This is a genomic window from Streptomyces sp. NPDC032745 (assembly GCF_055579465.1).
The window spans coordinates 299,969-318,234 of the sequence record NZ_JBVING010000008.1 but is presented as its reverse complement, the minus strand read 5'-3'; the positions used below and the strand labels follow the sequence as shown (position 1 = coordinate 318,234).

Sequence of the window (18,266 nt, the reverse complement as noted above, 5' to 3'; positions counted from 1 at the left end):
CTCACCGGTGCGTCCGGTACAGGGTGCTCCGTCAGCCGAGGAGCCGACGCTTCTGCTCGGCGAATTCCGCCTCGGTCAGCACTCCCTGCTCCTTGAGGGTGCTGAGCTGCTTGAGCTGGTCGATCTTGGTGCTCATGTCGTCGGCGGCAGGAGCCGGGGGAGGGGGCGGAGGCGGGGGAGGGGGCGGCGGCGCGGCCTCGGCCTGCGGCGCCTCTTGCTGGGCCCACCGGCCTGCCTGCCGCCGGGACACCCGGTTGGACACGGCGGTGGCGGTGCCGGCGACGACGGCCGTACGGGCGACTCCGCGAAGAAGTCCGGGCATGATGCTCATCTCCAGGGGTGCGGTGAAGCAGGGCTGCGGCCGTCCTCACTCGTCGCCAGGCGGTACCTCCATGGCATCCAGCGACGCGAGCAGCGCCTGCACGGGGATCCGGCCGGCGGCCACGAGCTGTGCACCTCCGCGCCGCAGTTCACGGGCGAACGGCGCCGCCCACGTGTTCTCGTACACGATGATCCCCGCCGAGTTCCCGGGTTCCAGCGCGATGCCGGCGTCGTCGATGTCACTCTGGTCCAGCAGGCCGGACGAGGCTCCTTCGAAGACCGAAAGGTCGACCTCGCTGCCGAAGTCGTTCAGCTCCACCGCCGTCACCGAGCCGTCCAGGTCCTTGCGGACGAAGACCAGGTCGAAGATGCGGATGATGCCGCGATCGACGAGATCGACGAGCATGGGGAGTCCCTTGCCCGTCATCCGGTTGCCCGGGAACTCGATCACGACATAGTCCACGGGACCCATGTCGTCGATGTCGCCGAACCCGCCTGATTCCTCGACCTCGCTGCTCATGGCTGCTCCTGTCGCGCTGGGGGAGGGGGACGTCACGTCGGCCGCTGATCCACGGGCGGTGGGCCCGGCACGCGGTGGGCAGGAGGGACGTCGCCTAAGCCCATTCCAGCACCGCGCACGCGCCTCCGCACATCCGGAAGGCCACCGGTCGAACGAGCCGATCGGTCAGCCGGTCAGTTGGTAGATGCTCTTGCCGGTCAGCCACAGGCCGACCACCAGGCAGATGACGGCGATCGCCTGCTGCTGGTGGCCCTCCAGCCAGCCGCGCAGGCGCATCAACCGGTCGTGCGCGACCTCGGGTGCGAAAACGATGTACAGCTCGGCGGCCAGCAGGCTGGCGGTCGCGAGGAAACAGAAGCCGAACAGGGCCAGGTAGGTGGAGGTGTGCGAAGTGTTCGCCTCGAGCACGGTCGTCGCGCCCGCGGCGACCAGGCCCCACGGCTGGACGAGCACGGCAAGGCCCGCGGCCGCCCAGACCGAGCTCGAGTCCATGCGGGAGGCTGCGCTGTCGGAGGGTCCGCCTTGCACGTCGGGGCCGAGCGGGGTGGCGGAGCCGGTCGGGGCCGTGCCCGCCTTCATGAGGCGGCGGCGATGGAGCCCGTAGAACACCAGCCCGAGTCCGATGACCAACTTGGCCGCCAGGCCCGCGATGCCGGGCGGGGAGCGCGGTGACGGGGGCTGCCCGTCCGTCACTGCGAGTACGGTCGCGATCACCACGACGAGGCAGGCGAGCCAGGCCAGCAGGAAGGCGAGACCCTTCCACACACCCCTGGCGGACGACACCACGAGCACGAACGCCATGATGGGCAGCGGGTCGACGGTGATGGCCAGCGCGATGAGCAAGAGGTCGAGGACCATGGCGCCCCAATCGTGTGACGAGATACGACACTACGCACGGGTCCGGGCCCCGACACCTTTTCACGGCCGTTCGGCGGACGGGCCGAGGGCGGCCGGCCGGAGCCGTTCGAGATGCCGCTCCCGGGCGTTTCCTTCAACCTGGACGCACACGAAGGAGACCGCAATGACGACGACTTGCCCACCGGCCCTGGCGTCGGCGTCGAGCCGTTCGTCTCCCCCTGCGCCGACTCCCTCCCCGGTGCGCTGATGCCCTCCGGCCGGAGCAGGCGCGCCGTCCTGCACGCCGAGTGGTGGCGTACCCGCTCGCGGCGGACGGCGGCCTCGGCCAAGCGGCTCCAGCACCGTGCCGAAACCCGGTTTCCGGTGATCACCGACATCGCCGAGCGCATGGTGTCGGTGAACATCTTCGATTCCGCGACACGGCTCGCCGCGCAGTGTTTCCTGACCGCCGTCCCCCTGGTCTTCGTCGTCGCGTCGTTCGCCCCGGAGAGCGTACGGCAGCAGATGGCCGCATCGATTCGTGCGGTGTTCGGGCTCAACGGAGAGGCGAGCGACCAGCTGTCCGACATCTTCCGCAGCTCCGACGCGGACCTCCAGAACGCGGTGGGCGTGGTGGGCTCCCTGATGGTGCTGCTGTCCGCGACCGCCGTGAGCCGCGCCATGCAGCGGCTGTGCAAGCGCGCGTGGGAGATTCCGCGTACCGGGGCGCGGATCGCGATCTGGCGCTGGCTCGCGTGGATCGCCGTCTGGATCGCTCTGCTGGTCGTGCAGGAACCGGTGCGCAGCGGGTTCGGCGTCGGGCTCTGGCTGGGCATCCCCCTCACCTTCGTCTTCCAGACGTTGGTGTGGTGGTGGACCCAGCACCTCCTGCTGGGCCGCCTCGTCGGCTGGCTGCCCCTGCTGCCGGGAGCGGTGATCACAGCCGGCGCCATCACGGCCCTTTCGGTCACCGCGGGCTTCTACATGCCGCGCGCCCTCAACCGGGCGCTGAGCGAGTACGGTTCGGCCGGCTCGGTCTTCGTCCTGCTGTCGTGGCTGATCGTGCTGTGCGTGGCCATCGCCGGCGGCGTCACCATGGGCGCCGTCCTGGCGCAGGAGCCGTACCTCGCCAGGCGGCTGGACAGTCCGGCGCCGAGCCGGCAGCGGACGGAGCAGGGCTGAGCTCCGGCGCTCCGGCACCGTATGGCGCCGTACGGCAGCGCGGTGCCAGGGGTGCCATGCTGGGCAGCAGGGGCCCGAGTGGCCTGGAGGTCGACAGCAATGGCAAAGCGTGCAGCAATAACGGACAACGGCGTGCGCCGGCTGTCCGCGGAAGAGCGGGCCGCCCGCGGCCGCGCTGCCCGGAGCCGGGCGCCCCGCACCGGGCAGGGGGATTTCGAGCCGTCCGCGCACCGGCAGGATCCGGTGGACGTGCTCGAAGGGCAGTCGGCCGGCCGGGTGCCGGAGCTGGTGCCGATCCGCTACGGGCGGATGTCGGAGTCACCGTTCCGCTTCTACCGGGGCGCCGCCGCCGTCATGGCCGCAGACTTGGCCCACACCCCGGACTCGGGCCTTCGGGTCCAACTGTGCGGCGATGCCCACATGCTGAACTACGGGCTGCTCGGCTCCCCGGAGCGGAATCTGCTGTTCGACGTCAACGACTTCGACGAGACACTGCCCGGACCGTGGGAATGGGACGTCAAGCGGCTGGCCGTGAGCCTGGCCATCGCCGGGCGGGAGAACGGATTCAGCGACCGCGAGCGCGCTGTGATCGTCCGGTCCGTGGGCAGGTCCTACCGCGAGCAGATGCGCCGCTACGCCGCCATGCGCCACCTCGACGTCTGGTACGCGAGGATCGACGCGGAGCAGCTCCAGACGCTGGGAGCGGCCGAACTGCGCTCACGCGGCCGCAAGCAGCTGGCCGAGACACTGGCCAAAGCACGCGGGCGCGACAGCCTGCAGGCCGCCGGCAAACTCACCGAGGTGGTCGACGGGGAGCACCGGTTCAGGTCGATACCGCCCCTGGTCGTACCGCTCACGCAGCTGCTGCCGGACAACGAGCGCAGCACGCTGGAGGAGCAGATCATCGACCTGGTCGAACAGTACGGCCAGACCCTCCCTTCGGACCGGCGGCACCTGCTGCGGCAGTTCACCGTCGTCGACATGGCCCGCAAGGTGGTGGGCGTCGGCAGCGTGGGCACCCGGTGCTGGATCATTCTGCTCCTGGGCAGGGACGGTGGCGACCCGTTGATCCTCCAGGCCAAGGAGGCCGGCGAGTCGGTCCTCGCCCCGTACGTAGGCGCCGGCGAGTACTCCATGCAGGGCGAGCGGGTGGTGGCCGGGCAGCGCCTGATGCAGGCAGCCAGTGACATCTTCCTGGGCTGGCACCGGGTGAAGGGCATCGACGGCCGCCAGCGGGACTTCTACGTACGGCAGTTGCGGGACTGGAAGGGGAACATCGAACCGGAGCTCATGGCACCGCGGGGCATGCAGACGCTCGGCGACGTGTGCGGCACCACCCTGGCCCGGGCGCACGCCAGGTCCGGCGACCGGATCGGCATCGCGGCCTATCTGGGCAGCGGCGACGTGTTCGACCGGGCGCTGGTGCGGTTCGCGGAAACCTATGCCGACCGGAACGAGCGCGACCACCAGGCCCTGGTGGACGCGGTGACCTCCGGCCGGGTGGCGGCGGAGTCGGCGTGAACGCAGGCGGGCGCCCCGAGCGCCCGCCTCTGTGCCGGTCGGCTGCCCTGTGACGGCGCCGCTCTCCACCCGGCGCGTTCTCCACCCGGCGCGTCCCCCGGGGGCCGGCCCGGGGTGGTGCGCTCCTGAGCCCGGTGGCCTATCGGGGACTCGGCGGGCTGCCGCCGGTCGTCGCCGTGCTGTCGGCGACCTCGGCGTCCTCGGCGATGAAGTCCATCACGGCAAGGGCGAAGAGGAGCGCGAGGGCGAGACCCAGGATGACCCAGCCGGTCGGGTGCGGCCACAGGACGAAGGCGAGGACGGCGGCAGCCACCAGGATCCAGGTGATCCAGACGCGGTGGCGTCCGACGAACGCGCCGACCGGGCCCGTACGCAGGCCCGCCCGGTCGGCCGTGGCCCGGGTGGCCGCGATACCGGAATGCCACACCTGGCGGACCACCGTGGCACGGCGTCCCGGCCCCGAGAGCCAGGCGGCGAGCGCGAGCAATACGCCGAGGACCACGACCGCGCGGATGGTGATGCGCAGGAGGCGGATCATCGCGTCGTAGACGGCGCCCGCGGCCGGCTGGGAGACGGTGTCGGGAAGCGCGTTGAGATAGACCGTACGGAAGACCGTCAGGCCGATGCCCAGGATGAGCGCCGCGGCGGCGAAGCCGAGGGCGGCCGCGACCAGGGTACGGCGCCGGTGGGCTGACAGCAGGACTCCCACGGCCGCGAGGATGACCGCGAGGATCGGCAGCCACAGGCCGGCGAGCTCGAGCAGCCGGAAGCCCGTCTTGACCCGGCCGATGTCGTCCGACCGGAGGATGGTGAAGTCGGTGTGGATCTGAGGGATCTTGGCGGCGACGCTGAGCCCGGAGTCCACGAGCTTCGTCTTCACCTGATCGATCACCGGAGCGAGGTCGAGGGTCACGGAGTCGTTCTTGATCTGCACGGCCCCCTCGTCGTTGCCGGTCAGCGCGCGTACGAGCGAGGTGTGGATCGCACGGTTCGCGCCGGTCCAGATCGTGTCGAAGGCATTCGATGCGACGACTTCCTGCGCCTTCTCGTGCACGAAGCTCCGGACCGCGCCCTCGAGCCCGTCACCCAGTTTCCCCAGCCCCTTCGCCAGCAACGGCCGGTCGTCCGGGGCCACGCCCTCGAGCAGGGCGGGCAGGTCGAGGTGTTCCATGACCGCGCCCGTGACCCGGTTCGCGACGGCCGCCTGTACGTCGGCGTCGGAGGCGAGCGGGGCCACGGTGGCGACGTAGCGGTCGGTGTCGCCCACGATGTCCGCCGTCCAGGCGGCGACGATGCCCAGTGGGGCCAGGACGCAGCCGATGACGATCAGCAGCGCTGACAGGAACGCGCGCACCCGGTGGTGGGGCGGCGGGCGCTTCGCCGCCTCGCTCTCCAGTGTGGCGACCCGAGCCCGCAGTGCGGCGATCTCGTTCTGGCTTTCGTCGTCCGGCATGGCAGCCCTCCTAGGGGTCGTACCCCAGGCAATCCCGGCGCGCTCGATCCGGCGAGTGGAGGTGACCCGACCGGGTGAGACCCGTCGATGCGATCCGTGGCCTGCGGTGCGGCCCGGCGAGCACGGCGGCCGAGCGGTTCGGTGGGGCATGGGCGAAGGCGTACGGCTCCGCTCGACATGCGGAACGCAGGAGGCGAGCCAATACTGCTGATCGCGGGCATCGGGCCCGCCCGAAGGAGGCATCCATGGACGACTACCCGGCACTCAGCATCTTCTGGTCCATGCTCTGGTTCTTCCTGTGGATCATGTGGCTGTTCCTGCTGTTCAAGATCATCACGGACATCTTCCGTGACCACGAAATGAGCGGCTGGGGCAAGGCCGGCTGGCTGATCTTCGTCATCGTGCTGCCCTTCCTCGGCGTGCTGATCTACGTCATCGTCCGCGGCAAGGGCATGACCAAGCGGGACGTCAAGCAGGCCAAGGAGAACGAGGCGGCCTTCCAGGACTACATCCGCCAGACGGCAGGCACCGCTCCGGCCGGCGGATCGGGCGGCGCGGACGAGCTGGCCAAGCTCGCCGAGCTGAAGGCCAAGGGCGCGCTCACCGAGGAGGAGTTCCAGCAGGCCAAGACGAAGCTGCTGGCCTGAGCTGTCGGCCCGTCGGCGCCCCGGACCGGAACGCGGCGCCGCCGACACGGGTTCCCGCGGTGTCGTCTCCGCCTCAACGCGCCGCGGTCCGGTCGGTCTCCGGTCGACTCGGTCTCATGGGTGGGACAGCGGCAGCGTGAGCCGGTGGTGCGGGCTGCGGCTTTCAACGCCGTACCGGGCGCTCAGTTTCGAGATGAGCAGGCAGTAGCCGGGTGCGCACACCAGCTCGAGGACGAGTGCCTGCCACGGGGCGTCTGCTGCGGTTCCGGAATCAGCCAGTTGCCCCAGCGCGAGCGCAATGCCGTAGGACAGTACGTTGTTTGCCGTGTGGATCGCGATCACGGCCTCCAGTCCGCCCGTGCGGAGGACGAGCCAGCCCCACCACACCGCGGAGTAGAAGAGCAGCGCGAAGCCCGACCATGCACCGAACCCGTGGGCGAGGGCGAAGAGCAACGAGGCGACGACGATCCCCGGCCAGGGCGAGCGGAGAAACCCCCCGAAGAACTGGGTGAGCCAGCCTCGGAAGACGAATTCCTCGGCCGCGGCCTGGAAGGGAACCAGCACCAGGAACACCGCGAAGCCGAGCAACAGCGGGAGCCATCCGGGGAATTCGCCGGAGAGGCTCTCCGGGCCGTCCTCGACCCAGCCCCAGAGCAGGAGCACGCCCATCTGGAGCGCCATCAGGGGGAATGCCACCCCGGCACAGCGGGCGAGCCAGCGCCAGCGCAGCCACCCCAGGACGGAGATCACCGTTGCGGCGGGCCGACGGCCGCACGCACGGACCGCCAGCAGGACGACGGGAATGCCGACCGCCAGGCTCATGAGCCCCATGGCCTCGTCCGCCAGGGGGTCGGACAGCACCCGGTCACTGCCGTCGGGGGCGAGTTTCAGCCCCAGTCCGTGGCCGATGGCGACGCCGGCCACGGTGACGGCTATGAGGCCCACCGCCAGGAGGACCGTGACGAGGAGAATCTCGCCGAGACGTCCGAGTGCGCCCTGCCGCCCGTTCCTCGCCTGCTCGTGATACCTGGAGCCGGCCGGCGCGGCCACGAGCGCAGGGGGCTGAACGTACCCGGCGGGCGGAGCGGGCCAACCCTGCGGCGGGGGCCACGGGGCTGCGCCACCGGAAGGGCCGGAGCCGTCCCACACCTGGGCGTTCGGGTCGGCGGGCCTGAGCCGGCCATCCGGATGGGGAGTGTCTGACACAGGTACGGCCCGCCTTCTTCCCGTTCGACTGTCTGCGCACCTATTCGATCACGTGTACGCCGCGCCGTGTTCCCGTCCGCCCAGGCGCATGTCGGCAGGGCGGCCGCGGCGCCGCCCCGGACGGCCCTCGGTACCTGACACTTCAGGGTGACGCCGGAGCCGGCCGTCGTGATCTCTTTCTTGGAGACCGCCACGGTCAGGCCGCTACCGGGCGCCGGCGGCTCCGGGTTGCGGGAATTCTGGTCCTACCGGCAGGTATCGGACCGTGTTCCGCCCAGGTTTGATAGGAGTTGGCGTAACCGGTCGCCAGTACGTCTGAGCGGGAAGGGCACGATCATGCTGGAGTTTCCCAAGCCGCGAGCCCTGGTGTGCTCGTACTGCAAGGCCGGCCCGAAGGACGGGACGGCCCGGACCCTGTCGGCGGAGGCCGGAATGCTGACGGTCACCTGGCACACCGCCTCGTGCCCGCACTACGCGGCGGACCGCATCCTCGCCGACAAACGCATCTGACCCGCCGCCGGCCGCGATCGCCGCTCCAACCGGCGCAGCACGCCGCTCACAGCGTCGTGACGAGTCCGCCGTCGATGGTGTGGTCTGAGCCCGTGGTGTTGCCGGCCCGGTCCGAGGCCAGCAGCAGGACGAGATCGGCGACCTCCTCGGGGCGGGTGAACCGCCCGGTGACGCTCTGGGCGGCGGCACCCGCGACGATCTCGGCCGGTGTGCTCCCCGTACCGCCCGCGACGGTGGCGGCGACGCCCTGCTCCCCGAGCCAGAGAGCCGTCTCGACCGGGCCGGGGCTGATGGTGTTGACGCGTACGCCGCGCGGGCCGACCTCCTTGGAAAGCGCCTTCGAGAAGTTGGTGAGTGCGGCCTTCGCCGCGGAGTAGTCGATCACCGCCGGGTCGGGCAGGAAGGCGTTGACCGAGCCGACCGTGACGATCGATGCGGCGCCGCGCTCGATGAGGTGCGGGAGGGCGGCCCGGGTGGTGCGGACGGCCGTGAGGAAGTTGACGGTCAGGGCCCACGTCCAGTCCTCGTCGGTCAGCGACAGGAAGCCGCCCAGCCGCGGACGCACGGCGCCGACGTTGTTGACGAGGATGTCGAGCCCGCCGAACGCCGAGACCGCTTCCCGTACCGCCCGCTCCGGTCCGTCCGGTGTGGTCAGGTCGACCGCGACGGGCCGGACCCGCCCGCCGGCGGCCAGCTCCGTCAGAGGACCGCCCACCGTACGGGCGGCGGCGACCACCCGCACGCCCTCACCGGCCAGCGCCCGGGTGACCGCCAGGCCGATGCCCTTGCTCGCTCCGGTGACCACCGCCACCTTGTCCGTGAGATGCAGGTCCACGCGGTCCTCCTCGACGAGGTGCGGACCGGGTCCCGGCAGGCCGGCCCACGAGGACCGAGTGTGCACGAACGAGGGCCCGGGCCGGTCCCGACAGGGCCGCGGCGTCAGGCAGGTGGCCCTCGCATCCGCGCGTCAGGCCGTCAGCCGAGGCGCGCCGGGGACGAGGCCGCCGGGGTCAGGACGCGCGGGGCGCCCGTGCCGTCCGCCGGGACCGTCCACACATCGGTGGTGTCCGCCCGGCCCTCGGCGGGCAGGGCGTAGGCCAGAGTGCGGTCGTCGAGCCAGACGGCCTGGTCGTCCACGCTCCGCTTCTCCGCGAGCGGCGTCTCGCGCAGCGTCCCCAGGTCCAGTACGTGCTCGCGCCACAGCGACGCGCCGCGCGCGACGCGCTTCTTGTACGCGACCCGGGTCTCGTCCGGGGAGAGGGAAGGACACTCCACGTTCTGGGCGAGGGTGGTGACGCTGCGCCGCGAGACCGAGCCCTTCACCAGGTACGTCTGGGCGGCGGTGCCGAGAGTGGCGTAGAAGGTGTCGTCGTCCTTGGAGAAGGTCACGCCCCAGAAGTTCACGTCGCCCGAGGCGTACGGCCGGCCGTCCAGCTGGATGGAGAACTTCTCCAGGTCCGGTTCGATCGCCCCGGTACGGGTGTCCACGATCGCGGTGCGCGTGGAGAAGAACGCGGCGCCGTACGACTCTCCGGAGACGAACACGGTCCAGGCCGCGAAGTGGCCGCTCGGCGAGACCCGGGCCCGGGACGGGGTGCCCGCGAGCGGAAAGCTGCGCAGCGTGCGCAGATCGGAGTCGACGATCAGTGCCCGGTTGTCCTGGGCGAGCGCGCCCGGAGTGGAGTTCAGGCACAGCCCGGTTCCGGCGGCCGCGTGGAAGCGCTGGCAGGTGAGGCCCGACGCGGTGCGCTCGGCCTGGGGCGACTGTCCCGGGACCGAGACGAGGGCCCCGCGGTGCGGGCCCTGCGCGCCGTTGAGGAAGGCCAGCCGGTCCTGGCGCGCGAGCGTGACCGGGCCCTGGGCGACCGTCGGGTCCCCCTCGTGCGTCTGCCCAGCCCTGGCGGCGGCGCGCAGCACCAGCGCGGTGCCGAGGCCTCCGAGGAGCAGCACGGCCACGGCGAGTACGAGCAGTCGGCGTCGGCGGGTCATCGGGTCCCTCGGGGGTGTCGGGCCGGTTCGGGAGCGGTGTCCCGGGGCGCCGGGCGGAGTACGAAGCCGGCGACGCCCGCGCAGCAGCACAGGCCGGCCGCGGCGGCGGCGAGCGCGGGACCGGCGCCCCAGAGGGTCCAGGCGGCGCCGAAGGCGAGCGAGCAGCCGAAGCGGGCCAGCGCCTGGCCGGTGCCGACGAGGGCGATACCGGTGGCGCGCAGTTGCGCGGGGACGGTCGCGGCGACGGCGGCGGGCAGGACCCCGTCGGTCGCGGCGTAGAACAGGCCGTGCAGTACGAGGACCAGGTAGGGGAGGGCGGGCCAGTGCGGGGCCCACAGCAGCAACCCGTACCCGGCCAGCAGGAGGGCGTGCCCGGCGAGGAACACGGTGCGCCGCCCGATCCGGTCGGCCAGGGCGCCGGCCGGCACGGCCAGCAGCAGGAACACCGCGGCGGTGCCCAGGGGGAGCAGCGGGAACCACTGCTCGCGGATGCCGGAGCGGTCCTGGAGCAGCAGGTAGAGGAAGGCGTCGCTGACGGTGGTCAGGCCCAGCAGGGCGGCGCAGAGCGCGAGGGCGCGCAGCCGGGGCAGCCGCAGCAGGGCCACCGCCTCCCGCAGGTTCACCGCGGCGGGCTTCGGGGAGCCGGGCTCCCCCGTGCCGGGGTCCACCACGGTCGGCCCGGTCGGGTCCGGGCCCGCGCCCGACGGGACGAACAGCACGAGCACCACCACGCCGAGCACGGCGACGCACGCGCTGACGCCGAAGACGGCGTCGTACCCGCCCACCGCCATGTTCAGGATGAAGAAGGCGGCGAGCGGGCCGAGCAGGGCCCCGGTGGTGTCCATGGCGCGGTGGACGCCGAACGCGCGGCCCTGTAACCCGGCCGGCGTGGAAAGGGAGATCAGTGCGTCGCGCGGGGCGGTGCGCAGACCCTTGCCGGTGCGTTCCAGGGCGAGCACCACACCCACCGGGCCGAGGCTGTGGGCGAGCAGCAGCAGCGGCTTGCACAGGGCGGACAGGCCGTAGCCGATGCCTGCGATCAGCTTGTGGTTGCGGACCCGGTCGGCGAGGTGGCCGCCGGTCAGCTGTACCAGCGCGCTGACCCCGTTGTAGACGCCGTCGAGCGCGCCGAAGCCGAGCGGGCTCAGCCCCAGTCCGGCGACCAGGTACAGGGGCAGCACTGCGGTGACCATCTCGGAGGAGACGTCGGTGATCAGGCTGACCGTGCCCAGCGCGAGGACGGCCGAGGCGACTGCGGGGGCCCGGACGGGCCCGCCGTCCGGTGCGGTCTCCGGTGCGGTCTTCGCGCCGGCGGGCGCGGAGCGGTCCGCGAGGTACATGCTCTCGAGCTCCCGGTGCCGACGGTCTGAGTCACTCGTACGTGTGCGTGAAACCCTAGTGGTTGTACGGGCCAACTGGGCGGTCCACGGCCGGATTCGGCTCGGTGGGGCGGCTCAGCCCTGCCGGCTGCTCTCGTCACGCAGCCAGGTGGAGAAGTCCCCGTTCCGGATCGCCTTGCGGGCCCCCCGGCGGGCGGCGAGGGCCGCCACGACGAACACCACGATCCCGGGGAACAGGCTCGGCCGGTCCCGGAGCAGGGCGCGCAGGTCGCCCGTACCGGTGCGCGCGGACGGTGCCCGCGTACCCTCCGCGGCTCCGGACGGCACCGATGCCTGGAAGCGCTCCAGCTCGGCGGACGAGGTCGCCGCCCGGACGCGCCGCCTGATCAAGTCACCCCAGGTGCGCGGCGGATGGACCACGACCCGGGCCGCCTCGACCACGCGCCGCTCCTCCGGCGCGAACGCGAGGGACGCGGCCAGGTCGTCGGCCATCAGCGGGGGCAGGGCGGCGATCCGGGCGTGCCCCGGTTCGGTCACCGCGATGACCCCGCGCCCGAACAGCCCCTCGCGGACGGCCGGCAGCCGCTGCCAGACCCGGTAGTACGCCCGGACCGGCCAGGCACACCCGGAGAGGGGGATGTCGCGGCCGGGGGCCGCGGCGAGGAGGTCCGGACTGGCGGCAAGGGCGCCGGCCAGCGCCCGTACGCCGGCCGCCCCGAACTCCACGTCGGCGTCCACGTACATGCGGGGGAAGCCCCGTGCGTGCTCGTCGCCGACCCGAAGTGCCTTGTGCTTGGAGGGAGTCGGTATCTCCACCACCCGGACGCGGGGTCCCCGCGCACCCGCCACCGCGACGGTGTCGTCCGTACAGCCGTTGCACACCACGACGATGTCGGGCCCGGAGGCCGGGGCGTCGGCCAGGAGCGCGTCGAGGAGCCGGCCGATGACCCGGCCCTCGTTGTGGGCCGGGATCACGATGCTGGTCACCCCGGAAGTATGCACGCTCGAACAGCCGAGCCGACCGTTTCCTCCAACTCTCCCCGGGGGTAGGCCCGGTGGTCTAGATTGAGCGCAGCCGACCGGATTCGGCGTGCTTCGGCGTCGCTGAAATCCAACCGGAGCAGGGCAGTTGGGGAAATGCGGGTGCGGCGGCTTGGGGGAACAGGCTGCCTGCCCGTGGCCGGACCGGCGAGGGGTGCCGGACGGCCGGGGGGCGGAAAGTACGTCGCAGCACGTAGGGCATCGGTCGTGGGGGGCCATCACCGTCGGGCAGGTCACGCACGGGTCGCGCAGGCGCCCCGGCGCCCGCCGTCGGCGGCACCCCCTTCCTTCGCACGCGTCCCGGCCATGGGTTGTCGATACGCCCTCGGGCGTGCGCCGAAGGAAAGGGGAACGCTGTGAAGGAATCCGAGAAGGTATCCGAGAAGGAACCCGAGAGGGACACCGCGAAGGGTGCGGGACGCGAGGCCGCGATCGCAGGCGCGTGGCCGGCCAAGCCGTTAGGCGTCGCCGTCATCGGAGCGGGCTACTGGGGACCCAATCTCGTCCGCAACTTCCAGTCCAGTCCGGGGTTCCGGCTCCGCTGGCTCTGCGACCTGAACGTCGACCGTGCGCGGCAGGTGCTCGGCCACTACTCCACGGTCCAGGCGACCTCCGACTACGCGGCCGTCCTGGCGGACCCGGCCGTCGACGCGGTCGCCGTGGCCACCCCGGCCGGCACTCACCTCGACGTCGCACTGGCCGCCCTGCGCGCCGGCAAGCACGTCCTCGTGGAGAAACCCCTCGCCGCCACGTACGAGGACGGCCTGAAGCTGGTGACCGAGGCCGAGGAACGCGGCCTCACCCTCATGTGCGACCACACCTACTGCTACACCCCGGCGGTGGCCCGCATCCGCGACATGGTCCGCTCCGGCGAACTCGGTGAGATCCAGTTCGTCGACTCGGTCAGGATCAACCTGGGGCTCGTCCAGAAGGACATCGACGTCCTGTGGGACCTGGCCCCCCACGACCTGTCGGTCCTCGACTTCATCCTCCCCGAGAACATCCGGCCCGTCGCCGTCGCCGCGCACGGGGCGGACCCGATCGGCGCCGGCCAGTCCTGCGTGGCCTATCTGACGCTCACGCTCAACACCGGCGCCATCGCCCACGTGCACGTCAACTGGCTGTCCCCGGTGAAGGTCCGCACGACGATGGTCAGCGGCTCCAAGCGCACCCTGGTGTGGGACGACCTCAACCCCACGCAGCGCGTCGCGGTCTTCGACCGCGGCGTGGACATGACGGCCCCGCAGGAGATCGGCGCGGACGAGCGCCGCGACATGCTCGTCTCCTACCGGACCGGGGACATGGTGGCGCCCGCGATCGGCGAGAAGGAAGCCCTGCGCAGCATGGTCGAGGAGTTCGCCGCCGCGATCAGGACGCGGCGGCCGGCGCTGACCGACGGCTGGTCGGGCCTGCAAGTGCTCGACATCCTGGAAGCGGCCTCCCGGAGCCTGGAGTTCCGCGGCGCGGTCGTCGGACTGCGCACCGGACGCTGATCGTTGGCGCGACCCTCCACGGGACCGCCCGCGCCCACGGCCGCGCACACCGCGCGGGGCGCGCAGCAGGAAACACCATGACCGACTCAGTAGGGGCAGGGCGTTGAGCAGCGTACGAGGCAAGAGGATTCTGGTCACCGGCGGAGCGGGCACGATCGGCTCGCACGTGGTCGACCAGCTGGTGGACCACGGGGCGCGCGAGGTCGTCGTGCTCGACAACTTCGTGCGGGGGCGGGCGGCCAACCTGGCCCGCGCCGCCGAGAGCGGCGTGGTGGACGTCGTCGAGGGCGACATCCGCGACCGGGAGACCGTACGCAAGGCGACCGAGGGCGCCGACCTGGTGTTCCACCTGGCCGCCATCCGGATCACCCAGTGCGCGGAGGAGCCGCGGCTGGCGAACGAGGTGCTGGTCGACGGCACGTTCAACGTGCTGGAGGCCGCGGTCGCCGCCGGGGTGGGCAAGGTGATCGCCTCGTCGTCGGCCTCGGTATACGGGCTGGCGGAGACCTTCCCGACCACCGAGCGCCACCATCCGTACAACAACGACACCTTCTACGGGGCGGCGAAGGCCTTCAACGAGGGGGTGCTGCGCAGCTTCCACGCCATGTACGGGCTGGACTACATCGCGCTGCGCTACTTCAACGTGTACGGGCCCCGGATGGACATCCACGGCCTGTACACCGAGGTCCTGATCCGCTGGATGGAGCGGATCACCGCGGGCGAGCCGCCGCTGATCCTCGGCGACGGCACCCAGACCATGGACTTCGCCGATGTCAGGGACATCGCGCGGGCCAACCTGCTCGCCGCCGAATCGGACCTGACCGACGAGGTGTTCAACGTCGCGAGCGGGTCCGAGACCAGCCTGCGCGACCTGGCGGTCGGACTGCTGGAGGCCATGGGCGCCGAGGGGATGGTGCCGGAGCACGGCCCGGCCCGCGCCGTGAACGGGGTCACCCGGCGCCTCGCCGACACCTCGCAGGCCTCGGAACGCCTCGGCTTCACCACCGAGATCGACATGCGCCGTGGACTGCGGGACCTGGTGGACTGGTGGCGGGCCGAGCGCGCGGCGGACGCGGCCGCGCAGGCAGCAGCCGGGGAGGCCGGCCGATGAGCGTCCAGGACCCGGCCCCCGCCCGCATCCCCGTCATGGTCCCGTGGCTCGGCGAGGAGGAGGCGCAGGCCGCCGCCGACGCCGTGCTCTCCGGCTGGGTCGCCCAGGGCCCCCGGGTCGCCGAGTTCGAGCGGGCCTTCGCCGAGCGGGTGGGCGCCGAGCACGGCATCGCCGTGAGCTCGTGCACCACCGCCCTGCACCTGGCGCTGATCGCGCTGGAGCTCGGGCCGGGCGACGAGGTGGTCGTGCCCTCGCTGTCCTTCATCGCCACCGCCAACGCGGTGCGCTACGTGGGCGCCCACCCGGTGTTCGCGGACGTCGAGGAGGCAACCGGGAACCTGACGCCCGCCACCGTGGACGCCGTGCGCACCCCGCGGACCAGGGCGGTGCTCGCCGTCCACCAGGGCGGGGTGCCGGCCGACGTGCACGCCCTGCGCGCGGCCTGCGCCGACTGGGGCGTCCCGCTGGTGGAGGACGCCGCCTGTGGGATCGGCGCGACCGTGGGGGGCAAGTCGGTGGGCCACGGCGCACTCCTCGCCGCATGGTCCTTCCATCCCCGCAAGGTGATCACCACCGGCGAGGGCGGCATGGTGACCACGGACGACGCCCAGTGGGCGGAGCGGCTGCGCCGGCTGCGCGAACACGGCATGAGCGTGTCCGCGGCGCAGCGGCACGCCAGCAGCAAGCCGATCGCCGAGAGCTATCTGGAGGTCGGCTACAACTACCGGATGACCGACATCCAGGCCGCGGTCGGCCTGGTACAACTCGGCAAGCTGGACGCGATCGTGGCCCGCCGCCGCCAACTGGCCGCCAGATACGGGCAGTTGCTCGCCGGAATCCCCGGCCTGCGCCCGGTTCGGGACCCCGCTCACGGCGAGGGCAACTTCCAGTCGTACTGGGTGCTGCTGTCCGAGGACTTCCCGGTCGGCCGGGACGAGCTGCTCGCGGTGCTGGCCGGGGCCGGGGTCTCGGCCCGGCGCGGGATCATGGCCTCGCACCTGGAGCCGGCGTACGCCGGGCACGGGGCGGCGCCGATGCCGGCGACCGAGCGGATCAGCCGCGACTCGCTGATCCTGCCGCTGTTCCACACGATGACGCAGGACCAGCAGGACCGGGTGGTGGCCGTGCTGCGCGAACAGGCCGGCGGATGACCGCCACTTCGGCCCCGACCGCCCCGGCCGCCGACGCCGTGCCGACCGAGAACCTGCTGATCGTCGGCGCGGGCGGATTCGCCCGGGAGACCGCCCAGGCCGTACGCGCCGTGGTCGCCGCCGACCGGGAGCGCGGCCGCGCCCCGCGGTGGCGGCTCGCCGGGCACCTGGACGACGACCCGGCCCTGCACGGCCGGGACGTCGACGGCGTGCCGGTGCTGGGCGGCAGCGACCTGGTGCACCAGCGGCCGGAGGCCCGGGTCGTGGTGTGCGTGGGCAGCCCGCGCGACTACGCGGTACGCGCCCGCCTGGTGCGGCGCCTGGCCCTGCCCGAGAGCCGGTACGCGACCGTGGTCCACCCCACGGCCGCCGTCTCGGAGTCCTCGGTGCTCGCAGCGGGCTCGGTGCTGCTCGCCCACTGCGTGCTGACCGCGGCCGTACGGGTGGGCGCGCACGTGGCGGTGATGCCGCACGCGGTCCTCACGCACGACAACACGGTCGGGGACTTCGCGACGCTCGCCTCGGGGGTCCGCCTCGGCGGCGGGGTCCGGCTGGGGCGGGGGGCGTACCTGGGCGCGGGCGCCCTCGTACGGGAGAACACCACGGTCGGCGCCTGGTCGCTGACCGGTATGGGAAGCACGGTCCTGGCCGATGTGCCGCCCGGCGAGGTATGGGCCGGAAGCCCCGCCCGCCGACTGCGCGAGGCGGGGGGCCCGGCGCTCGACGAGCTGCGCGCCGACGGCGAGCGGGCCGGCCGGGAGCCGGGGACACGGACGAGGCCCGAGACACGCATGAGGCCGGAGACACGGATGGGGAGCACAGTCGGATGAACCAGATACCGCTCGTGGACCTGAAGGCGGCGCACGCCGAGGTCGCGCAGGAATTACGCGCAGGATTCGACCGGGTGCTGGCCGACACCGCCTTCATCGGCGGTGAGGAGGTCCGCGCCTTCGAGCGCGAGTACGCGGCCTTCGCCGGGGTCGGCCACTGCGTCGGCGTGGCCAACGGCACCGACGCGCTCGAACTCGCCCTGCGCGCCAGCGGGGTGGGGGTCGGCGACGAGGTGGTGCTGCCCGCCAACACGTTCATCGCCACCGCCGGCGCCGTCGCACGGATCGGCGCCCGGCCGGTCCTGGTGGACTGCCTGCCCGACACCCAGCTGATGGACCCGCAGGCCGCGCTGGACGCGGTTGGCAAGGCCACGCGCGCCGTGGTCCCGGTCCACTTGTACGGACAGTGCGCCCCCGCGGCGGAGCTGGCCGCGCAGCTGCCCTCGCACGCCAAGGTCGTCGAGGACGCCGCGCAGAGCCAGGGAGCCACCCGCGACGGCCGTGCTCCCGGCAGCGGCGGGATCGCCGCGACCAGCTTCTACCCGGGCAAGAACCTGGGTGCGTACGGCGATGCGGGCGCGGTGGTCACCGACGACGAGGAGACGGCCGACCTCGTACGGGCCCTGGCCAACCACGGCGGCGTCGCCAAGTACCGGCACGACGTGGCCGGGTTCAACAGCCGGCTGGACGGGCTGCAGGCCGTGGTGCTCCGGGCCAAGCTGGCCCGCCTCGCCGACGGGAACGCGGCCCGCCGCGCCGCCGCCGCCCGCTACGACGAGCTGCTGGGCGACCTGGCGGCCGCCGGACGCCTGACCCTGCCGGTCACGGCGGGCGGCAACGTCCACGTGTGGCACCTGTACGTCGTCCGGGTCAGCGGTGCGGACCGCGACGCGGTCGTCGGCAAGCTCAACGCGGAGGGCATCGGAGCCGGGGTGCACTACCCTGCCCCGGTCCATCTCACCCCGGCCTTCGGTCACCTCGGACACGGCCGCGGGGACTTCCCCCACGCCGAGCAGGCCGCGGACCGGATGCTCTCCCTCCCGCTCTTCCCGCAGATCACCGCCGCCCAACAGCAGCGGGTCGTGGACGCACTCACGAGCGCCCTGCTCTGACG

Annotated in this window: 18 protein-coding genes; 9 read left to right on the top strand and 9 right to left on the bottom strand. The window is 72.5% G+C overall.

Annotated elements, in window-relative coordinates; genetic code table 11:
• Nucleotides 1–31: 31 nt before the first annotated feature.
• The 3 genes from ACZ5WG_RS22590 to ACZ5WG_RS22580 form a co-directional block, all read right to left on the bottom strand.
• The gene (locus tag ACZ5WG_RS22590) at nucleotides 32–322 is read right to left on the bottom strand and encodes an SHOCT domain-containing protein (RefSeq protein WP_468725414.1); all 291 of its coding nucleotides are present in this window, start codon (nucleotides 320–322) and stop codon (nucleotides 32–34) included.
• A gap of 45 nt (nucleotides 323–367) precedes the next feature.
• The gene (locus ACZ5WG_RS22585) at nucleotides 368–841 is read right to left on the bottom strand and encodes a DUF6325 family protein (RefSeq protein ID WP_468725413.1); all 474 of its coding nucleotides are present in this window, start codon (nucleotides 839–841) and stop codon (nucleotides 368–370) included.
• 165 nt (nucleotides 842–1,006) lie between these two features.
• Entirely contained in the window at nucleotides 1,007–1,699 is a 693-nt protein-coding gene (locus tag ACZ5WG_RS22580) for a GAP family protein (protein WP_468725412.1), read from the bottom strand.
• Nucleotides 1,700–1,873: 174 nt separating this feature from the next.
• Between ACZ5WG_RS22580 and ACZ5WG_RS22575 the strand changes: the two genes are divergently transcribed.
• Together ACZ5WG_RS22575 and ACZ5WG_RS22570 are read left to right on the top strand one after the other, a co-directional pair.
• Nucleotides 1,874–2,860, top strand: a complete 987-nt coding sequence (locus tag ACZ5WG_RS22575; RefSeq protein ID WP_468725410.1) for a YhjD/YihY/BrkB family envelope integrity protein — start codon at nucleotides 1,874–1,876, stop codon at nucleotides 2,858–2,860.
• 99 nt (nucleotides 2,861–2,959) lie between these two features.
• Entirely contained in the window at nucleotides 2,960–4,381 is a 1,422-nt protein-coding gene (locus ACZ5WG_RS22570; protein ID WP_468725409.1) for a DUF2252 domain-containing protein, read from the top strand.
• A 139-nt stretch (nucleotides 4,382–4,520) separates the two neighbouring features.
• Here the strand turns inward: ACZ5WG_RS22570 and ACZ5WG_RS22565 are convergent, their stop codons facing one another.
• A complete protein-coding gene (locus tag ACZ5WG_RS22565; RefSeq protein WP_468725407.1) occupies nucleotides 4,521–5,834 on the bottom strand; it encodes a hypothetical protein in 1,314 nt (437 codons plus the stop codon).
• Nucleotides 5,835–6,079: 245 nt separating this feature from the next.
• On the opposite strand from ACZ5WG_RS22565, the gene ACZ5WG_RS22560 reads away from it, so the two are divergent.
• On the top strand, nucleotides 6,080–6,481 hold the full coding sequence (locus ACZ5WG_RS22560; RefSeq protein WP_468725405.1) for an SHOCT domain-containing protein: 402 nt from the start codon (nucleotides 6,080–6,082) through the stop codon (nucleotides 6,479–6,481).
• A 114-nt stretch (nucleotides 6,482–6,595) separates the two neighbouring features.
• On the opposite strand, the gene ACZ5WG_RS22555 is transcribed toward ACZ5WG_RS22560, so the two are convergent.
• Entirely contained in the window at nucleotides 6,596–7,531 is a 936-nt protein-coding gene (locus ACZ5WG_RS22555) for a lysostaphin resistance A-like protein (protein WP_468725404.1), read from the bottom strand.
• 492 nt (nucleotides 7,532–8,023) lie between these two features.
• On the opposite strand from ACZ5WG_RS22555, the gene ACZ5WG_RS22550 reads away from it, so the two are divergent.
• Nucleotides 8,024–8,197: a hypothetical protein gene (locus ACZ5WG_RS22550; protein WP_468725403.1), complete on the top strand. Its 174-nt coding sequence runs from the start codon at nucleotides 8,024–8,026 to the stop codon at nucleotides 8,195–8,197.
• A 46-nt stretch (nucleotides 8,198–8,243) separates the two neighbouring features.
• On the opposite strand, the gene ACZ5WG_RS22545 is transcribed toward ACZ5WG_RS22550, so the two are convergent.
• From ACZ5WG_RS22545 to ACZ5WG_RS22530, 4 genes are all read right to left on the bottom strand, one after another.
• Complete coding sequence (locus tag ACZ5WG_RS22545; RefSeq protein ID WP_468725402.1) at nucleotides 8,244–9,032, bottom strand: SDR family NAD(P)-dependent oxidoreductase; 789 nt, start codon at nucleotides 9,030–9,032, stop codon at nucleotides 8,244–8,246.
• Nucleotides 9,033–9,172: 140 nt separating this feature from the next.
• On the bottom strand, nucleotides 9,173–10,186 hold the full coding sequence (locus tag ACZ5WG_RS22540; RefSeq protein ID WP_468725401.1) for a TolB-like translocation protein: 1,014 nt from the start codon (nucleotides 10,184–10,186) through the stop codon (nucleotides 9,173–9,175).
• Entirely contained in the window at nucleotides 10,183–11,526 is a 1,344-nt protein-coding gene (locus ACZ5WG_RS22535) for an MFS transporter (RefSeq protein WP_468725400.1), read from the bottom strand. The genes ACZ5WG_RS22540 and ACZ5WG_RS22535 overlap by 4 nt, the downstream gene beginning before the upstream one ends.
• Nucleotides 11,527–11,640: 114 nt before the next feature.
• Nucleotides 11,641–12,513, bottom strand: coding sequence for a glycosyltransferase family 2 protein (locus ACZ5WG_RS22530; protein WP_468725398.1), 873 nt, complete (start codon nucleotides 12,511–12,513; stop codon nucleotides 11,641–11,643).
• 410 nt (nucleotides 12,514–12,923) lie between these two features.
• Between ACZ5WG_RS22530 and ACZ5WG_RS22525 the strand changes: the two genes are divergently transcribed.
• The 5 genes from ACZ5WG_RS22525 to ACZ5WG_RS22505 all read left to right on the top strand — a co-directional run bounded on the left by ACZ5WG_RS22525 (nucleotide 12,924) and on the right by ACZ5WG_RS22505 (nucleotide 18,264).
• The gene (locus ACZ5WG_RS22525) at nucleotides 12,924–14,060 is read left to right on the top strand and encodes a Gfo/Idh/MocA family protein (RefSeq protein WP_468725397.1); all 1,137 of its coding nucleotides are present in this window, start codon (nucleotides 12,924–12,926) and stop codon (nucleotides 14,058–14,060) included.
• Nucleotides 14,061–14,163: 103 nt separating this feature from the next.
• Nucleotides 14,164–15,171, top strand: coding sequence for an SDR family NAD(P)-dependent oxidoreductase (locus tag ACZ5WG_RS22520; RefSeq protein WP_468725396.1), 1,008 nt, complete (start codon nucleotides 14,164–14,166; stop codon nucleotides 15,169–15,171).
• Entirely contained in the window at nucleotides 15,168–16,322 is a 1,155-nt protein-coding gene (locus ACZ5WG_RS22515) for a DegT/DnrJ/EryC1/StrS family aminotransferase (protein WP_468725394.1), read from the top strand. Before ACZ5WG_RS22520 ends, ACZ5WG_RS22515 begins: the two co-directional genes overlap by 4 nt.
• The gene (locus ACZ5WG_RS22510; protein ID WP_468725392.1) at nucleotides 16,319–17,152 is read left to right on the top strand and encodes a NeuD/PglB/VioB family sugar acetyltransferase; all 834 of its coding nucleotides are present in this window, start codon (nucleotides 16,319–16,321) and stop codon (nucleotides 17,150–17,152) included. The genes ACZ5WG_RS22515 and ACZ5WG_RS22510 overlap by 4 nt, the downstream gene beginning before the upstream one ends.
• On the top strand, nucleotides 17,149–18,264 hold the full coding sequence (locus ACZ5WG_RS22505; RefSeq protein WP_468725390.1) for a DegT/DnrJ/EryC1/StrS family aminotransferase: 1,116 nt from the start codon (nucleotides 17,149–17,151) through the stop codon (nucleotides 18,262–18,264). The genes ACZ5WG_RS22510 and ACZ5WG_RS22505 overlap by 4 nt, the downstream gene beginning before the upstream one ends.
• Nucleotides 18,265–18,266: the final 2 nt, after the last annotated feature.

Excerpts from the sequence above, each read along its gene's own strand:
- ACZ5WG_RS22590 (WP_468725414.1), bottom strand. The coding sequence starts at position 322 with ATGCCCGGACTTCTTCGCGGAGTCGCCCGTACGGCCGTCGTCGCCGGC.
- ACZ5WG_RS22585 (WP_468725413.1), bottom strand. The coding sequence starts at position 841 with ATGAGCAGCGAGGTCGAGGAATCAGGCGGGTTCGGCGACATCGACGAC.
- ACZ5WG_RS22580 (WP_468725412.1), bottom strand. The coding sequence starts at position 1,699 with ATGGTCCTCGACCTCTTGCTCATCGCGCTGGCCATCACCGTCGACCCG.
- ACZ5WG_RS22570 (WP_468725409.1), top strand. The coding sequence starts at position 2,960 with ATGGCAAAGCGTGCAGCAATAACGGACAACGGCGTGCGCCGGCTGTCC.
- ACZ5WG_RS22565 (WP_468725407.1), bottom strand. The coding sequence starts at position 5,834 with ATGCCGGACGACGAAAGCCAGAACGAGATCGCCGCACTGCGGGCTCGG.
- ACZ5WG_RS22560 (WP_468725405.1), top strand. The coding sequence starts at position 6,080 with ATGGACGACTACCCGGCACTCAGCATCTTCTGGTCCATGCTCTGGTTC.
- ACZ5WG_RS22550 (WP_468725403.1), top strand. The coding sequence starts at position 8,024 with ATGCTGGAGTTTCCCAAGCCGCGAGCCCTGGTGTGCTCGTACTGCAAG.
- ACZ5WG_RS22540 (WP_468725401.1), bottom strand. The coding sequence starts at position 10,186 with ATGACCCGCCGACGCCGACTGCTCGTACTCGCCGTGGCCGTGCTGCTC.
- ACZ5WG_RS22535 (WP_468725400.1), bottom strand. The coding sequence starts at position 11,526 with ATGTACCTCGCGGACCGCTCCGCGCCCGCCGGCGCGAAGACCGCACCG.
- ACZ5WG_RS22515 (WP_468725394.1), top strand. The coding sequence starts at position 15,168 with ATGAGCGTCCAGGACCCGGCCCCCGCCCGCATCCCCGTCATGGTCCCG.
- ACZ5WG_RS22510 (WP_468725392.1), top strand. The coding sequence starts at position 16,319 with ATGACCGCCACTTCGGCCCCGACCGCCCCGGCCGCCGACGCCGTGCCG.
- ACZ5WG_RS22505 (WP_468725390.1), top strand. The coding sequence starts at position 17,149 with ATGAACCAGATACCGCTCGTGGACCTGAAGGCGGCGCACGCCGAGGTC.